Source organism: Roseibium litorale (genome assembly GCF_014842915.1).
Classification (GTDB): Bacteria; Pseudomonadota; Alphaproteobacteria; order Rhizobiales; family Stappiaceae; genus Roseibium; species Roseibium litorale.
Window position 1 is genome coordinate 147578 of record NZ_JACYXI010000012.1, and the last position, 15953, is coordinate 163530.

General features: G+C 61.9%; 15 protein-coding genes. 10 read left to right on the forward strand and 5 right to left on the reverse strand.

Going from position 1 to position 15953, the window contains the following annotated elements:
- Window positions 1-4 precede the first annotated feature (4 nt).
- From IG616_RS17750 to IG616_RS17790, 9 genes are all read left to right on the forward strand, one after another.
- Window positions 5-214: a hypothetical protein gene (locus IG616_RS17750; protein ID WP_192149512.1), complete on the forward strand. Its 210-nt coding sequence runs from the start codon at window positions 5-7 to the stop codon at window positions 212-214.
- Window positions 215-227: 13 nt separating this feature from the next.
- Window positions 228-1322 (forward strand): iron-containing alcohol dehydrogenase, encoded by a 1095-nt coding sequence (locus IG616_RS17755; protein WP_192149513.1) that lies wholly within the window; start codon window positions 228-230, stop codon window positions 1320-1322.
- 119 nt (window positions 1323-1441) lie between these two features.
- Window positions 1442-2659: an amino acid ABC transporter substrate-binding protein gene (locus tag IG616_RS17760; RefSeq protein ID WP_192149514.1), complete on the forward strand. Its 1218-nt coding sequence runs from the start codon at window positions 1442-1444 to the stop codon at window positions 2657-2659.
- A 26-nt stretch (window positions 2660-2685) separates the two neighbouring features.
- Complete coding sequence (locus IG616_RS17765; RefSeq protein WP_192149515.1) at window positions 2686-3555, forward strand: branched-chain amino acid ABC transporter permease; 870 nt, start codon at window positions 2686-2688, stop codon at window positions 3553-3555.
- Window positions 3556-3557: 2 nt separating this feature from the next.
- Entirely contained in the window at window positions 3558-4550 is a 993-nt protein-coding gene (locus IG616_RS17770; protein ID WP_192149516.1) for a branched-chain amino acid ABC transporter permease, read from the forward strand.
- Window positions 4547-6073, forward strand: coding sequence for an ATP-binding cassette domain-containing protein (locus IG616_RS17775; RefSeq protein WP_192149517.1), 1527 nt, complete (start codon window positions 4547-4549; stop codon window positions 6071-6073). The genes IG616_RS17770 and IG616_RS17775 overlap by 4 nt, the downstream gene beginning before the upstream one ends.
- A gap of 113 nt (window positions 6074-6186) precedes the next feature.
- Window positions 6187-7170, forward strand: coding sequence for a D-2-hydroxyacid dehydrogenase (locus IG616_RS17780; protein ID WP_192149518.1), 984 nt, complete (start codon window positions 6187-6189; stop codon window positions 7168-7170).
- Window positions 7171-7790: 620 nt separating this feature from the next.
- Window positions 7791-8765, forward strand: coding sequence for a tRNA dihydrouridine(20/20a) synthase DusA (dusA, locus tag IG616_RS17785; RefSeq protein ID WP_192149556.1), 975 nt, complete (start codon window positions 7791-7793; stop codon window positions 8763-8765).
- A 300-nt stretch (window positions 8766-9065) separates the two neighbouring features.
- Window positions 9066-9914: a sulfite exporter TauE/SafE family protein gene (locus tag IG616_RS17790; protein ID WP_246476289.1), complete on the forward strand. Its 849-nt coding sequence runs from the start codon at window positions 9066-9068 to the stop codon at window positions 9912-9914.
- Between the two features lie 16 nt (window positions 9915-9930).
- On the opposite strand, the gene IG616_RS17795 is transcribed toward IG616_RS17790, so the two are convergent.
- From IG616_RS17795 to IG616_RS17810, 4 genes are all read right to left on the reverse strand, one after another.
- Window positions 9931-10635, reverse strand: a complete 705-nt coding sequence (locus IG616_RS17795) for a retropepsin-like aspartic protease family protein (protein WP_192149519.1) — start codon at window positions 10633-10635, stop codon at window positions 9931-9933.
- Entirely contained in the window at window positions 10632-10835 is a 204-nt protein-coding gene (locus IG616_RS17800; protein ID WP_192149520.1) for a DUF1289 domain-containing protein, read from the reverse strand. The genes IG616_RS17795 and IG616_RS17800 overlap by 4 nt, the downstream gene beginning before the upstream one ends.
- Before the next feature lie 90 nt (window positions 10836-10925).
- Window positions 10926-12068, reverse strand: a complete 1143-nt coding sequence (locus IG616_RS17805; protein ID WP_209007718.1) for an alpha/beta hydrolase — start codon at window positions 12066-12068, stop codon at window positions 10926-10928.
- Between the two features lie 165 nt (window positions 12069-12233).
- Window positions 12234-13055, reverse strand: coding sequence for an adenosylcobinamide-GDP ribazoletransferase (locus IG616_RS17810; RefSeq protein ID WP_343072392.1), 822 nt, complete (start codon window positions 13053-13055; stop codon window positions 12234-12236).
- A 106-nt stretch (window positions 13056-13161) separates the two neighbouring features.
- Here IG616_RS17810 and cobT point away from each other — a divergent pair, with 106 nt between their 5' ends.
- Window positions 13162-14187 (forward strand): nicotinate-nucleotide--dimethylbenzimidazole phosphoribosyltransferase, encoded by a 1026-nt coding sequence (gene cobT / locus IG616_RS17815; RefSeq protein WP_192149523.1) that lies wholly within the window; start codon window positions 13162-13164, stop codon window positions 14185-14187.
- Between the two features lie 216 nt (window positions 14188-14403).
- Here the strand turns inward: cobT and IG616_RS17820 are convergent, their stop codons facing one another.
- Window positions 14404-15945, reverse strand: coding sequence for a sensor histidine kinase (locus tag IG616_RS17820; RefSeq protein WP_192149524.1), 1542 nt, complete (start codon window positions 15943-15945; stop codon window positions 14404-14406).
- Between the last annotated feature and the right edge of the window lie 8 nt (window positions 15946-15953).

A 15953-nucleotide genomic window follows, 5' to 3' on the forward strand; every position in this document is an offset into this window, starting at 1 on the left:
AGCGATGAAGATGCAAGGGCCGGATGGCTCCCAACTGATTGAAATCATGGGCGTGGAAAACCACGGCAACGGCTTGCTTGTCAGCGGGCAGATCATGGGCGCCATGCCCATGAAGGCTGTGCTGAAGCCGAGCGAGCTGAGGGCCGGCTTCAAGCTCCTCTCGTTCAGGCTCGTGGTGCAAGTGATCGCCATGCTGTTCAAGAAGGACGATTGACATGGAGTTTGCCATGTCATTCCCGCGCATCGTCATGGGCGCCGGCGCCATCGCCGGTCTTGCCGGTGAGCTTTCGGCGCTCGGCATACGCCGGCCGCTGCTGCTAAGCGATACCGGCCTGGCGCGCGCGGGGCATCTGGACAGGGTCTCGGCTCTCATTCAGGGTCCGTGCGAAATGTTTTCCGGCATCCCGGAAAATCCGACCTCGGCCGGTGTCGAAGCCGCTGCGGAGCGCTTCGCGGCAGGGGCCTGCGATGCGGTGGTGGCTCTAGGCGGAGGGTCGGTGATCGATACCGGGAAACTGCTTGCCGTGATCGCCGCTCAGGGAGGCGTTCCAGGCGACTATCTCGGGCGTCCGGGCAAGGTGAAGTCGGCTATGCCCATCGTTGTCATTCCGACGACGGCCGGTACGGGGTCCGACAGTTCGCCCGATGCAGGGATCCATCCCGATGCGCATAGCCTGTCCTCGGGGATCACGTCGCGGCATGTGGTGCCGCGGCTGGCGCTTTGCGATCCGGAGCTGACCGCAACGCTGCCCGCGTCCTTGACAGCGGCGACAGGCCTCGATGCCATTTCACATTGCATGGAAGGGTATCTTGCCATCGGCGACAATCCTCTCGCCGACGTGCTTGCCCTGGATGGCCTTTCCAGAGCCTGGCGCTTTATCGAGAATGCGACGAATGACGGCAGCGATCTTCGCGCGCGCGGGCACATGATGCTGGCCGCTTTCGAAGGAGGAATAGCGATCGCCAAGGGCCTCGGTCCAGCTCACGCGATCGCCATCAGCTGCGGTGATCAGGGGCTGCATCACGGGCGGCTGAGCGCTCTCGGCCTGCTGGCCATGATGGATTTCATGCTGGTCAAGCAGCCCGCCAAGATGGGGGCGCTTGCCGTGGCGCTGAACATTCCTGACCCGTCCGACATCGCCGATGCGCTGCGCGGACTGATGCGCAGACTGGGGCTGCCGCTGACGCTCGCTGAAATCGGGTACCGGATCGGTTCACTGGACCGGTTGGCGCAGCTCTGTGCCGAAAGTCATTTCAACATGACGACGCCGTTCAGTCCAGATCAGGCCGAATACAGGGAGATGTTGAGCTCAATACTTTGAGGAATTCGTAGCGTCAAAATCATGCCGCCACGATATCGTGACCGCCCGGAGGGGAGAACGGGCAAGCACAACCATACGCGGCAGGCCCGGCTCAAGGGCGCTGCAACAGGGAGGAACTTATGAAAATTGGTTTCAATGACATCAGCCGGCGCTCTTTGCTGACGTTGGCTGCGGCGGGCATTCTCTCAATCGGAGTGGCCCGACCATCATTCGCCGCCGATGACATCGTTATCGGGGCGTCTCTGCCGCTCAGCGGCGTCCTCGCGGGCTTTGGGTCCTATCTGAAATGGGGCTACAACCATGCTGTCGACGAGGTCAATGCCGCAGGGGGGATCGAAATCAAGGGTGCCAAGAGGAAGGTCCGCCTTGAAATCCGCGACGACAAATCCGACCCCAACGTGGTTGCCTCGAACACCGATACGCTGATTTCCCGCGACCATGCGGTTGCGATCCTCGCATCGCCGACACCGCCGCTGGTCGCAGCAGGTGGTCTGGTGGCAGAACGGAACCGGATTCCGTTCATCACCGGAGCCGCGCCGCTGGAATCCTTCAAGGCGGTCCGCAAGTGGAGATATGGCTGGGATGTCTTCTTTTGGGAGCCGGATCTCGCAGCATCGCCGTTCCATCTGATCAACGACCTCGCGCTTGCCACCAACAAGAAGGTGGCCATCCTGCATGACAACGGCCCCGACGGCCAGCAGGTGGGCGGCGTCGCTTGGCCGGCCATGGCAAAGCAGTTCCAGTTCGAGGTGGTGCGGAATTCCGCCTTCCCGATGGACTCAACCCAGTTCACATCCGTTATCGCCGATGCCAAGGCGTCCAATGCCGACATCATGCTGGTCATGTCCTCGACCCCCCAGGCCGTGGCCATCCGCAAGCAGCTGGCGGCCGCAGGCTATACGCCCAAGGTGCTTGTGATGGAACGCGGTGGCGAACCTCAGCAGTTCTCCGAAGCGCTGGGTCCGCTCGCGAACGGCACACTGGTCGGTGCCTACTGGAACCCATCCTATCCTTATCCGGGCTCCTTCGAGCTGACCAAAGCTTTCGAGACGGAAACGGGCCAGACATGGAGCCAGCACATTTCCGCCTCCTACGCCGTTGCCAAGATCATGCTCGACGCGATCGCTCGTGCCGGCTCCACGGATAGCGAGGCGATTAACGACGAGATTGCCAAAACGGAGGCGACCTATGTCGTGGGACCCGTCAAGTTCGACGAAAGCCACACGTCCAAGCTGCCGATCGCGCAATCGCAGTGGCAGGACGGCCAGGTTCAGATCGTCTGGCCGCAGGCGCAGGCGTCGGCAAAGATCCTGTTCCCGGTCCCGGCCGGCAATTGATCCTGCCCATTGGAGGTGTCGAGGGTATGTCTTTTGAGATCATAGCCAGCAATCTGCTTTCTGGTGTCCTGTGGGGCGGCATTCTGGCGCTGATCGCGCTCGGCCTTTCCATCGTGCTTGGTGTCATGCGCCTGATCAATCTGGCGCATGGCGAGATTATGGTGGCGGGGGCGTATTGCGCCCTCGTCATCGGTTCGTTGACGGGCCTTGATCCGTTGATCGCGTTGCCGCTGATTGCCGCTATCATGGTTGTGGTGGCCGTGCCCCTGCAGCAGCTTCTGCTTGCGCCTCTGGCGGGCAAGGGCGCCGAAGCGCCGATGATGACGACATTCGCAGTGTCGCTCATCCTGCAAAACCTCTTCCTTGTCGGCTTCAGCGCCGACACACGCTCGATCGGGCAGGGCTATTCGACGCAGCCCTTCTCCATCGGGCCGATATCAGTGCCGTTGATCTACGTTTTGGGTTTCGTCATTTCCGTCGGGATCATCGGCGCGGTCTATCTGCTGGTCAATCGAAGCGCCTTCGGGCGCGACCTGCGGGCCAGCGCGCTCGACCCGGTGGCGGCCGCAAGTGTCGGCGTCAATGTTCGTCGCGTTCACGCCTTGACCTTCGGGTTGGGCGCCGCCTGTGCGGCGACAGGCGGAGTGCTGGTGGGCATCGCCTTGTCTTTCACGCCGACCACCGGCGCCGCCTACCTTCTCACCAGCTTCGCCATCGTGGTGCTCGGTGGCATGGGCAGCATCTTCGGTACGCTCGTTGCAGGGATCGTGCTTGGCGTCATTCAGAGCATTGGCGCACTGGTCCTGGGTGATGGTTTCCGTGATCTGGTTGGTCTCGTGCTCTTTCTGGCTGTGCTCGCGGTTAGACCCGCTGGCCTCTTCGGTCGGAGGACCTGAGAATGATGCAAGAGAATTCTCTCGGGCGCAGCATGGCTCATCCCCTGACCGGCAGCGTAGCGCCTGCCTTGATCGTGGCCGTCTTTGCCGCCGCTTTCATGACGCCGGGCCTGTTGGGCAACTATGAAGTCGAGATCGCGTACCGGCTCATGCTTTATATCTGCCTGGCGGAGGCCTGGAACCTGCTTGCCGGCTATGGGGGGCTAGTCTCGCTCGGAAGCGCCGCATTCGTCGGCGTCGGTGCCTATGCGTTCACCAGCGCGCTCAATGCTTTCGGAGTGCCGCCGATCGTCGGTCTCTTGCTGGCAGGGCTCGCCGGTGGTGTGTTCGCCGTGCTGGTGTCGCCTGCGGTGTTTCGCATGCGCGGCCTCTATTTCACGGTCGGCACGCTGGCCCTGGGAGAGGCGCTCAGGCTTTTCATGGTCAATGTTCCGTGGTTCGGCGGTTCCCGAGGTCTGTTTCTCGATGCGGATTTTCCCAGTCGTGAAGCCCTGTTTTGGTGGGCGCTCGGCCTGCTCGCACTGAGCCAGTTCCTCATCACGGTCTACACGCGGACGCGGCTATCGATCATTCTTCGCTCCGTTCGCGATGACGAGGATGCCGCCGCGCAGCTGGGTGTGCGCATTTACCGGGTGAAGCTCGTGGCCTTCGTCGTGGCGAGCATGCTCATGGGCATGGGCGGCGGGCTTCAGGCCTACAAGCTTGGTGCCGTCGAGCCCTACGGCATGTTCGGTCTGCCGTGGTCCATTGACATCCTTTCAATGGTCGTCATCGGCGGGCTTGGCCTGCGCTACGGAGCCCTCGTTGGAGCCTTTTTCGTCATCACTCTGGCCGAACTGCTCGCCGATTATCCCGAAGCGCACATCGTTGTTACCGGTCTCGTGCTTGCCCTTGTCGTCCGCTTTGCCCCGCGCGGGGTATGCGGCCTTGTGATCGACAACTGGAAAAGGCGCAGATCCGAGACGCGCGGGAGCGAACGGGAGGTTCAGCCATGAAGAGCGATGGGCAGAAAAACGTGCCGGCGATCGAAACACGGGGCCTGACAAAACGCTACGGAGGACTTGTCGCGGTCGAAGACCTCAGCATTTCCTTTCCCAAGGGGGAGATCAGCGGCGTGATCGGTCCCAACGGCGCCGGAAAGTCGACCCTGATCGGCCTGATTGGTGGTGCGCTCGCTCCGAGCGCAGGCGAAGTCATCTATTACGGCGAAGATATTTCGAAGCTCCCGGCGCCGGAAAGGGCTCGTCTGGGCATCGGCCGTACCTATCAGTTGCCGCGCCCGTTTCTCGACATGAGCGTTCGCGAGAACCTGCAGGTTGCGCTCTTTTCGAAGTCGCCGCTGATGTCACGACGCGAGGCGGCGGCCCGGACCAACCAGGTGCTGGAACAGACGGGCCTTGCCGGAGCCGGAAACATCGCCGCGCGCAACCTGCCGCTGTTGCGCCGCAAGCGGCTCGAAGTCGCGCGGGCGCTGATGCTCGATCCGAAGCTTCTCTTGCTTGATGAGGTGGGTGCGGGACTGGTTGACCACGAAATAGACGAACTGATCGCGCTCATTCACGCGCTGAACGACGGAACGCGTTCGATCCTGATCATCGAGCACGTCATCCGCGTCGTGCGCGAATGCTGCAAGCAGTTGGCCGTGCTGAATTTCGGCAAGAAGCTTGCGGCAGGACCGACGCAGGAAATCCTGAACGACGATAATGTTGCAGCGGTCTATCTGGGCGCCGCCCATCGCACCGATCCCGCAGCCGCCGGTGTCGCTACCCTCACGTCTGCCCGGCGTAAGGCCAAACCCGACCGCGCCACGCTGTTGCAGCTTTCAGGCGTCAGCGCCGGCTACGGCCAGGCTCGTGTGCTCGACAATATTTCGATGCGCGTCGGCGAAGGTGAGGTTGTCGCGGTTCTCGGCAGCAACGGCGCGGGAAAGACGACGCTCGCCAATGTCATTGCCGGGTCACTGGCCCCTTCGGCGGGAAAGCTCGAATTCGGCGGCGAAGACGTCACGCGCCTTTCGGGTGACAAGCTGTTTTCGCGTGGGCTGGCCCATTGCATGGAAGGCCGCCGGATATTCCCGGAACTGACCGTCGAGGAGAACCTCAAGATCGCCCTTCGCGGCGATGCGCGTCGTCAGACCGCACAGCGTCTCGAGGAGATCTACACGCTGTTTCCGGTTTTGGCGGAGCGGCGCAACAGCATGGGCACGGCGCTGTCGGGCGGGCAGTTGCAGATGCTGGCAATCGGGCGTGCGCTGATCTCGAAGCCGCGGCTGGTGATTTTCGACGAGATCAGTCTAGGGCTGGCGCCGGTCGTCATGGATCAGCTCTATGCGGCGCTTGCGAACCTGCGGGACAGCGGTCTGACGATGCTTGTCATTGAGCAAGACGTAGAGCGCGCGCTTGAGCTTGCCGACGGCGCCTATGTGCTCAAACAGGGGCGCATCGTCTTGTCCGGTGACGCCGCCTCCCTCAGCCGCAACCCGAGTCTGCGCGACATCTACCTGGGAGAGAAAAGCTGACGTTCTTCCGATAGCGGACGATCATGCTTCTGGAAGCCAATCCAGTCCCGCTTGATCCCGTTCCGCAACGCGCATCGTCCGATCGCACATTCCAGTCTGGAGGTCACAGTAGCATGTCACACGCAGCAGGTCACACGAGCGGGGAAGCCGACACACGCGTTCTCATCCTGGAGCCCGACAGCCATCACGAGATGCGGGTCTATGCCGATGCCATGAAACGAGAATTTCCGCGTCTGATCATCGACGAGGCACATTCGACCGATGCTGCTATGCAGGCCGCACCGCCGAACATCATCGTGGCGAAGAGCATCTACATCACGCAGGATCTGGTCAACCGGTCGCCTAATCTCGCCTGGGTTCACTCGCTGATCAGCGGCGAGGACCATATTCGCCGCCTGCATTTTCCCACCTGCCCCGTTATAACGGCGACCCGTGGCGTGCACTCGACGCAGGTCAGCGAACTTGCGATCCTCCTGATGATGGCGCTCGCACGCGATCTTCCAAGCTTCTTGAGGGCGCAGCAGACGGAGACCTGGACGCACAGGACGCAGCCGACGCTGGCTGGAAAGACAGCGCTGATCGTCGGGCTGGGGCGGATCGGCGAGGAATTGGCCCGGTTGCTGACGGCATTCGGAATGACGGTCGATGGCGTCAGCAACGGCCGAAGCGATCTCAAAACGATCAGGACCGTCTATCCGCGCAACGAGTTGGCCAAGGCAGTCGCCGGCGCGGACTTCGTCATCGCGCTGATCCCCTTGTCGCCGGAGACTGTGAAGATGTTCAATCGCGAAATCTTCGCTGCCATGAAGCCCAGTGCCTATTTCGTCAATGTCGCCCGCGGCGGCGTCGCCGACGAGGAGGCACTTATCGCCTCTCTCGAAACCGGGCAGATTGCCGGCGCCGGTATCGACGCCTTCGCGACCGAGCCTCTGCCTGCAGGTCACCCGCTCTGGCACGCCCCCAACACCATCCTGACGCCGCATGTCGGGGGGCGTAGTGACCGGTATGCAGAAGTGGCTTGCCCGCTGCTGATCGACGCTGCCAGGGCATTCTTCAATGGCCGCCATAGTGACATGCCGTTTCGCGTGCAAATCTAGGCGCGCGCGCGGCCGGTCGCAATTGCTTTGGCGCACGGTTTGCGAGCGTTGAAAATTGGTCCGCCACCTCACTCTTGGGTGTAGCTGTCGATGGCCTTGCCAGGGGTAGATTCACAAACTTGACGCACCCTGCAGGGATTTGGCGAATTCGTCCGGCTACAGCGTTGCAAGCCTTTGAAAGCCAGACGGCTTCCTGCAGTCTTGCACGACGAATTCGCTCAAACCAGTGCCTGCAAATTTATGGGTCCACAGCCTCGTGCCGGATCTGCGGCCTTGACATCGTCGAAGGCGCCTGGTTTCGCGAGCTCACGCTCCCCCTTTTACTCGTCCGAGCCATATCAGCTGGACGTCTGTCAAAAGCCTTCGTCTCGTGATAGGAAGGTCCATCCCGAATAACCCGCACTCGCGCCATGTCGCCGACGCTGCCGTGTTTGCGCTTGCGCGCAGCAACCGTGCCCATTATCGCTGCCTTATTTGGTACATTGTGCCAAGTCTAACTTCGAAGTCGGCGGATTTGGTGCAAAACGATCGTAAATGAGACGGAGAAGGAAGTGTCTTATCAGCCTGAAAACAATAAAAAAAATGGGTATTCCAAGGCACCTCTTCTCGCCATTGCGCCGATGATGGACTGGACGGACCGGCATTGCCGGGCGTTTCACCGTCAGCTGAGCCATGAGGCGCTGCTTTATACGGAGATGGTCACCACGGGCGCGGTCATTCACGGCGACCGGGAGCATTTGCTGGGCTTTTCCGATTGCGAACATCCGATTGCCTGCCAGCTTGGCGGCTCTGATCCCCAAGACATGGCGGCCTGCGCGAAGATCGTCGAGGACTGGGGCTATGACGAGGTCAATATCAATGTCGGCTGCCCGTCCGACCGGGTGCAGTCGGGCAGCTTCGGCGCCTGCCTGATGCAGGAACCGGCGCTGGTTGCGGCATGCGTTGCCGCCATGAAGGCGGAGGTCTCCATTCCGGTGACCGTCAAGTGCCGGATCGGCGTGGACGAGCAGGATCCGGAACCGGCGCTGGACGCCATGGCCGATGCGGTCTTTGCCGCCGGTGGCGATGCGCTCTGGGTCCATGCCCGCAAGGCTTGGCTGAAAGGCCTCAGCCCCAAGGAAAACCGGGACATTCCGCCACTCGATTATGACCGGGTCCGCCGCCTGAAGGCGCGCTATCCAGACAGGTTTATCGGCATCAATGGCGGCATCCAGACGCTGGATGAGGCCGAAGCTTTTCTGCCGGAGCTGGACGGGATGATGCTGGGGCGGGCCGCTTATCATACGCCGCAGATCCTCGGAGAGGCGGACCGCCGAATTTACGGCAAGGATGTGCAAGACGTATCCCCCTGGCAGGCGGTCGAAGCCTATTTGCCTTATGTGGAAGAGCAGCTCTCCAAGGGGGTGAAGCTTGCCCGCATGACCCGGCACATGCTGGGCCTGTTCCACGGCCGCCCCGGTGCGCGCAGCTGGCGGCGTATTCTGACCGTCGAGGCGATCCGGCCTGATGCGGGCATTGAGGTGATCCAGCAGGCTCTGGCCGCCGTGCGCCCGATGGACCTGATGGATCAGGACATGGCGGATAGCGCTGCGTAGCCTTGCGAGTGCGCGCTGCTGAAGGCCGGGCCCGAGATAACCGTCATCCCGGTTTGGTGCCTCAGCGCAAAGACCAGGATCCAGTATCCTGCAGAGGAAACTCGCCGAAGATAAAATCATTTCAAGTGGTTACTGGATCCCCGCCTTCGCGGGGATAACAAGCGGTGGGGCAGAGATTTTTTGATCTGACGCCCGGAGAGCTTTTTGCTCTCTCCAGCCCCTCCCAGAAACGGCGGGTGATTGGCGTCTCGAATCGGCGTACCCTGTGGTTCGCACGCCGTTTCTCAAGGATTCCCCACAATGGATTTTTCCGCCCTCGCAGCTCAGGGGCAGCTGATGGAAGTTGCCGGTCTGGGTCTTGCCCTGCTGGCCTCGGGCCTGATCGCGGGTTTTCTCGCAGGCATGTTCGGAATTGGCGGAGGCGCGGTGCTGGTGCCGGTGCTTTATCAGTTTCTCACCGTGCTCGGCGTGGACGAAAGCGTGCGCATGCATGTGTCCGTTGCAACCTCGCTCGGGATCATCGTCCCCACCTCCATCCGCTCCTTCATGGCGCACAAGAAGCGCGGAGCGGCCGATCTGGAGCTTTTAAAGTCCTGGCTCATTCCGCTGCCCCTCGGGGTGGTCGCCGCCTCGCTTGTCGCGGCGCATGTGTCCGGCAGCGGGCTGAAGGGCATTTTTGCCGGGATCGCGCTGGTGCTCGGCCTGCGCATGCTGATGGACAAGCCGCACTGGCGCCTTGGCAGTGACATTCCAGGGGCGCCGATCCGCCCGCTTTGCGGCTTTGGCATCGGCTTTTTCTCAACGTTGATGGGCATTGGCGGCGGCGTCATGAACAACACCTTCATGACCCTTTATGGCCGTCCGATCCATCAGGCGGTCGCTACCTCTTCGGGCACGGGCTTGATGATCTCGGTTCCCGGCACCATCGGCCTGATCTGGGCCGGGTGGGGGGCTGCCGGTCTGCCGCCGTTCTCTGCGGGCTATGTCAATCTGCTCGGGGTGGCAATGATCATCCCCGTGACGACCTTTGCGGCGCCTTTCGGCGTGAAGGTGGCCCATGCGCTGCCGCGCCGGAAGATGGAAATCTTCTTCGGCTGCTTTCTGCTGGTGGTCGCCATCCGTTTCCTGCTCAGCCTGAACGGTTACTGACCGTTTCTCCTGGTATTCAGGGAACCATGATCAGCTTGTCGCCTTCGATCCGCCAGCTGGACAGGCGGTCGAGGGCGTTCATGCCCAGAAGGCTGCTTTGCAGCGCGCCGTCCTGAGAGACGAAGGCGCGGACATTGTGCAAGGTCAGGCCGGAGATCTTGAGGGTTTCAAGCTGGACGGGGGCAACCATCGCGCGGCCATTCGCAGTGCTGACTGGAACGCTGAAAGACAGCTTGGCAGGGTGGAAACCGGCGGCTTCCGCGTCGCCATAGGTGAGCACCACGGCGGAAGCTCCCGTGTCCAGCAGGAACCGGATACTGGCATTGTTTGCCTTGCCTTCAATCTGGAAATGGCCGGAGGCGTCCCGGATCACCAGGATGGAGCCGCCCTCATGCGGAACCGCAAGGCCAGGAGCCAGAGCGCCCAGAACCCTGTAGCCGCCTTTGACAAGATCATCCTTGTAGGCATATCCGGCCACGAGCAGCAGGGCGAGTGCGCCCCACATCAGCGCACCCTGCAGCACGTCCCTGAGGCGCGCCGGGCCAAAGACCAGGCTGGCCATGAAAACCACCAGCAGCGTGGTCAAGGCGACAATGCGCGGGCCGGTCTCGTCGAAATCCGGCTCGTCAGGAGTGAAGACCCCCGCGGAATAAGCCCAGAAGCCGCCACCGATGATCAAGGCAAGCAGAACAAGCGCTGCAACCGCGCGGGGTGTCTTCATTGGGAAATGTCCGTTTTCACTGGATCGGATGTCGTAAGACCGGCGTTTTGTCTGCGGTCAGGAAGCCCGGCCATGATCTTTTGACGCTGGGCGTCTGACATGGAGGACCATCCGCCGATCTCCTCAAGGCTGCGCAGGCAGCCGAGGCAAAGGCGGGTCTTGGGATCTATCTGGCAGATTTTGGTGCAGGGCGACAGCATGGGAGGGATATAGGCTCCCTGTCCGGCTTTGGCCAGACGGGGGCCACCATTCCTCTGCCACTCCCATATCAGCCCGGCAGGGCGTAATTCCTAATTGCCGCCAGTTACAAGGGAGAGGGGAGCCGTCACAAGGCTGATCGGCAGGGTGATGGCCACCTGGGCTGTGCTGGAGACGAAGCTCTTCAGATCGGTGCCGGACTGTTCGAACCCATTGCCGCTGGTGGACTGTGCGCCAAGCGAGCGCTGTGACAGAACAGACCTGAGCTCCGGTGCATATTGGGCCAGCTCTGCAAACTTGTTGTGGTTGATCGCGTCCGGTCCGCTGAGTTCGGTCAGATTGAGCACGACAGTGCCGAGATCCGCCAGTTCCTTGTCATCCGCATATGAGCCGACCCGCTGCTTGCCCCCGGCGATCGCTTCGGAAAAACGCAGGGCCTTGTCATCGGTCGAGGTCAGGATGATCAGAGGCTCGCGCAATTTGCCGATGCGCCGGAGCTGTTCCTTGAAGACATCAATGTCGATGTCCGGCGAGGCCAGAACAATCGTCTCGACCTTCCTGAAAAGGGCAGCCCGGTCTTGCGGCGACATCTGGCGGATGGTCTCCATCAGAAGCTGGTTGCCCATGGAATGGGCGAGGATCACGATGCCTTGAGTGTTGCTCCGTACCATGTCATTCAGCGTCTTTTCCAACGCAGACCGGGCGGCGAGGGCGCTGTTCAGATCGTAGACGTAGTCGGTCAGTTTCCCCCGCGAGGCCCAGGTGAAGAGCACGGGAACGCCGGGGAAATTGGCGTCGTGGACGAATTGGGTGAACCGGTAGAGGCCTTCGGCGAACAGCGTGTTGTAGCCATGAATGAACAGGAAGGTGGCCCGGTCCTTGCCCGGCAGCTTGGCCAGCCGCTGGTTCAGCCGGTTGCGGAAAGCGGCCTGGCTGTCGATGTAATGCGCAGACCTCGTGACAAAGTCCTTTTCCGGATTTCCTGGAAACGTCTCCGGCCACTCGATCTGGCTTGCCTTGTGGGACGGAGGAACAGAGATCACCGCTTCCGCGTAGTCCAGGCCTTGCGTGCGTTCGCCATTGAAGTAGGTGCCCGGACGCTCGTCCCGCTCGCGCGTGGTCGCGATCATGATGTCGTGGGTGGTGGCGTCGTCAGCGGGCTTGTCGTTGACGACCAGTGCGCCCGTTTCCGGACGGGAGGCGCAGGCCGCAAGAAGCAGCGCAAGGCCCAGCACCAGTCCTGCCCCTCTGAAGCTGAAATGCCTTCCGGAGGCAGAAAGGGAGACTGAGAAGTTACGCATGGACGCTACTGGATACCTGCTCGAACAAACGGCTGTTCCGGTATCAATGACAGGCAATCGCCGGAAAACAAGGAAAAGCTGTCATTTCGCCGCTCAACGTCATGCGGTGATGCAGATGAGAAACACAAGACCGCTGACCTGTTGGACGGCCCCCAGCACGTCGCCTGTGAAACCTCCAATCTTTGCTTTTGCCAGACGGCCTGTGGCATAGGCCGCGCTATAGGCGAGAAGAAGACCCAGAGAGAGGGCCGGGAGCGGCAGCAGAAAAGCGGACGGCACCAGAAAGACAAGTGCGGCAAGACTTGCAAGGACCACCGCAGCCTGATCCGGGCAGCCGAACCTGTGTCCGAGTCCTCCCGGCCTGGCGGGGGGCAGAACGGACCATTGCCAAGCCATCAGGGTCCGGGACAGGGCCTCGCCTCCCAGGAGGATTGCCATGGCAGGCACCGGGCCAAGCCGCTCAAGCAGCGTGGCAATCAGCACGGATTTCAGGCCAAACAAAAAAATCAGGGCAAGGGCGCCAAAGCTGCCGATCTGGCTGTCCTTCATGATGGCCAGCCGTCGTTCCACCGTGGCCCCGCCGAAAAAGCCGTCGGCGATATCCGCCAGCCCGTCCTCGTGAAGCGCGCCGGTCACCGCCGCCAGCAGGCCGGTCACGATCAGGCCCACCGCTAGAAAAGGCAGGTGGGTGAGGCCAAGCACAACCCCAGCCAAGGCCGCGGGAAGGGCGATGATCACCCCGGCAATGGGAATCGCCCACGCAATGGCGCTGAAGTCGGGCAGGGCGGCCGGATCGTCGCAGGCCGACAGGCGTGGAACGGGCATGCGGGAGAAGAAGCGGACACAGGCAGCCGTGTCGCACAGGATCCGCTGCGGCAGGGAGGGCGCGCCGTCTTCGCCGGGGTCGTCTTGAAAGGTCACGCCTCTGCCTTGCCTTGTAATTTGTCTGCCGGACGTTATAGATCGGCGCCACAGACAGACCAAGCCCGTCCGCGCACGGATGGGCTCTTGTTGGAGCCAGAAGTCCATGTCGCTCGCCGAAACTGCCCTGCCGTTCACTGATATCCGCAATCTGGTGAAGTCCTTTCCAGGTCCGGACGAGGCGGCCCTGGAGGCGGTGAGGGCGCGGGAAGCGCAATTGACCAAGCCCGCAGGCTCTCTGGGCAAGCTGGAATCCATTTCGGAGTGGGCCGCGGCCTGGTCAGGCAATGCCCGTCCCAAGGTGACGCGTCCGCTTGCCGCCATTTTCGCGACGGCGCATGGTGTTGCCGACAAGGGCGTGTCGGCCTTCCCAAGTTCCGTCAACCGCCAGATGGTCGAGAATTTTGCCGCCGGCGGTGCCGCCATCAACCAGATCTGCCGGATCAACGACATCGGCCTGAAGGTTTTCGACCTGGCGGTGGATATGCCGACGCCCGCGATCACGGAAGAAGACGCCATGGACGAGGCGAATTGTGCAGCCACCATGGCCTATGGCATGGAAGCGCTGGCAGGCGGCATCGACATGGTGTGCCTGGGCGAAATGGGCATCGGCAACACGACGGTTGCCGCAGCCGTCTATATGGCGCTCTTCGGCGGCACAGCTGCCGAGTGGGTGGGCCGGGGCACCGGTGTTGACGACGAGGGACTGGCCCGCAAGCAGGCTGCCGTCGAGATGGCCGTCGCCCGCCTCAACGGTGAAAAAGATCCGCTTGAGATCCTGCGCAGGGTTGGTGGCCGTGAAATAGCGGCCATGGCCGGGCTGATCATCGCTGCCCGTCTGCAGCGGGTTCCGGTCATCGTCGATGGCTTTGTCACCACGGCTGCCGCGGCAGTGGTCTATGCCATGGATCCCGCTGGCCTTGATCACTGCCTCTTTGCCCATGTTTCTGCGGAAGCTGCCCATGAGCGGGCACTTCAGATCATGGGCAAGACCGCCCTCTTGAACCTGGGCATGCGCCTTGGCGAAGGCACTGGCGCGGCCATCGCGGCGGGCATCGTCAAGGCGGCCCTGGAAGCCCACAACAGCATGGCGACCTTCGCGGATGCCGGAGTGTCCGGCAAGGACGCCTGATCAGCCGCTTCAGTCACCCTCATCCGCCCTTCGGGCACCTTCTCCCTCAAGGGAGAAGGACGATGCGGCGGGACTCAGGATTGAAATAGGCCCTGAGAGACCGAGTCGCAGGTGCTGAGTGAATGATTACCTGCAACTTCTCCTCCGCCCCCCCCTCGCCCCTTGGGGAGAGGGCAGGGTGAGGGGGTGATAGGTTGCCGGAACAGCGGCTGGCTGTCAGGCGATCTTGCGGGCTGAAGCGTGGCGGCGGACGACCGGGTGGTCATAGACCGGCATGGCTTCCAGAACCCTGGAAGCGGGCAGGGTTACCATGGCCTCCGTTCCCTCCCGGAGGCGGGATTTCAGCTCGAACTTGCCGCCATGCATGCCAACGAGAGCCTGAACGATGGAGAGGCCAAGGCCTGTGCCTGGCTCAGCGCTCTGGATCGCGATCGATCCCTGGCCAAACGCCTGCAGAACGACCGGAATTTCTTCCTCGGGAATGCCGGGGCCATTGTCCTTGATGGAGACGAACAGCCCGCCGTCCTCAGTGCCGCCCATGTGAGCTTCAACCGTGCCGCCGCTGGGGGTGAATTTCACGGCATTGGACAGAAGGTTCAGGATCACCTGGCGCAGGGCGCGCTCATCGCCCCAGACCTTCGGCATGATATCCGGATGGCTTGCTGTCAGATTGATGCTCTTTGCATTGGCGCGGATGCGCATCATGCTGCAGCACTCATCCAGTACGGCTGTCAGGGAAAGAGCTTCCTCCTGAAGCTGGTGGCGTCCGGCCTCGATGCGCGACAGGTCCAGGATCTCATTGATCAGATTGAGGAGATGATCGCCTGAGGCGTGAATGTCGGAGGCATAGGACCGGTAATTGGCGTTGTGCATCGGGCCGAGGATCTCGTCCTTCATCACTTCCGAAAAGCCGAGGATGGCATTCAGCGGCGTGCGCAGCTCGTGGCTCATGGTGGCGAGGAACCGGCTCTTGGCAAGGTTCGCCTCTTCCGCCCGGCGGCGGGATTCATCCGAAAGCGCGTTAGCTGTCTCCAGCTCAGCGATCAGGTGGTCCTTTTCGGCCCGGTACTCCAGCATGGTGTTTGCGGTCTTGAGGAGCTGGCTTCCCAGAATGAAGAAGAAACCCTGCGCGCCGACGGCCATCGCGGCGAGCGTGTAGTGAATGGGCTCTTTTTGCTGCAACAGGGCAGCTGTCATGGTCAGGGAAACGGGCAGGGTGCCCGCCAGCAGCGCTCTGGGCAGCGTGGCCGACAGCATTGTATTCATGGCCACGACAATCAGCATGGTCGCGAATTGGAACACCTGGAAACCATCGCCAGCGGTTTCCTTTGGCGGCAGCAGAAAAAAGACCGCCCAGCTGCAGGCATAAAGAAAGTCGCCGATCACGAAACGGCGCAGCCAGTGTTTCAGGGAGCGCTTGGAGGTGGATTGGCGCTCATAGGTCCGGCAGGTGCCGACCGTCAGGAAATGCAGGCTGAGCGTGAAGACCAGCCATGTTGCGACAATATACGGATCGATCCAGAGATTGGAGATAGCCGCAACAATCATGGCGAGCATCGGCACTGCATAGGCCGAGCTGATGCGGTTGTCCGCAAACAGGTGCTGGCGTTCCAGCTCGTAGTCATTGTGAAGGCTGCCGGTCTGTCCTATGCGGCCGCGCACGTCGGTGATCGTGCGTGCAAGCTCACGCCGCCGGATCGCCCGCTTGCGGTTGATCGCGGTCTTGGCATCGCTGTGCATGGTCGCGCCGTGGAACATCTTTCCCC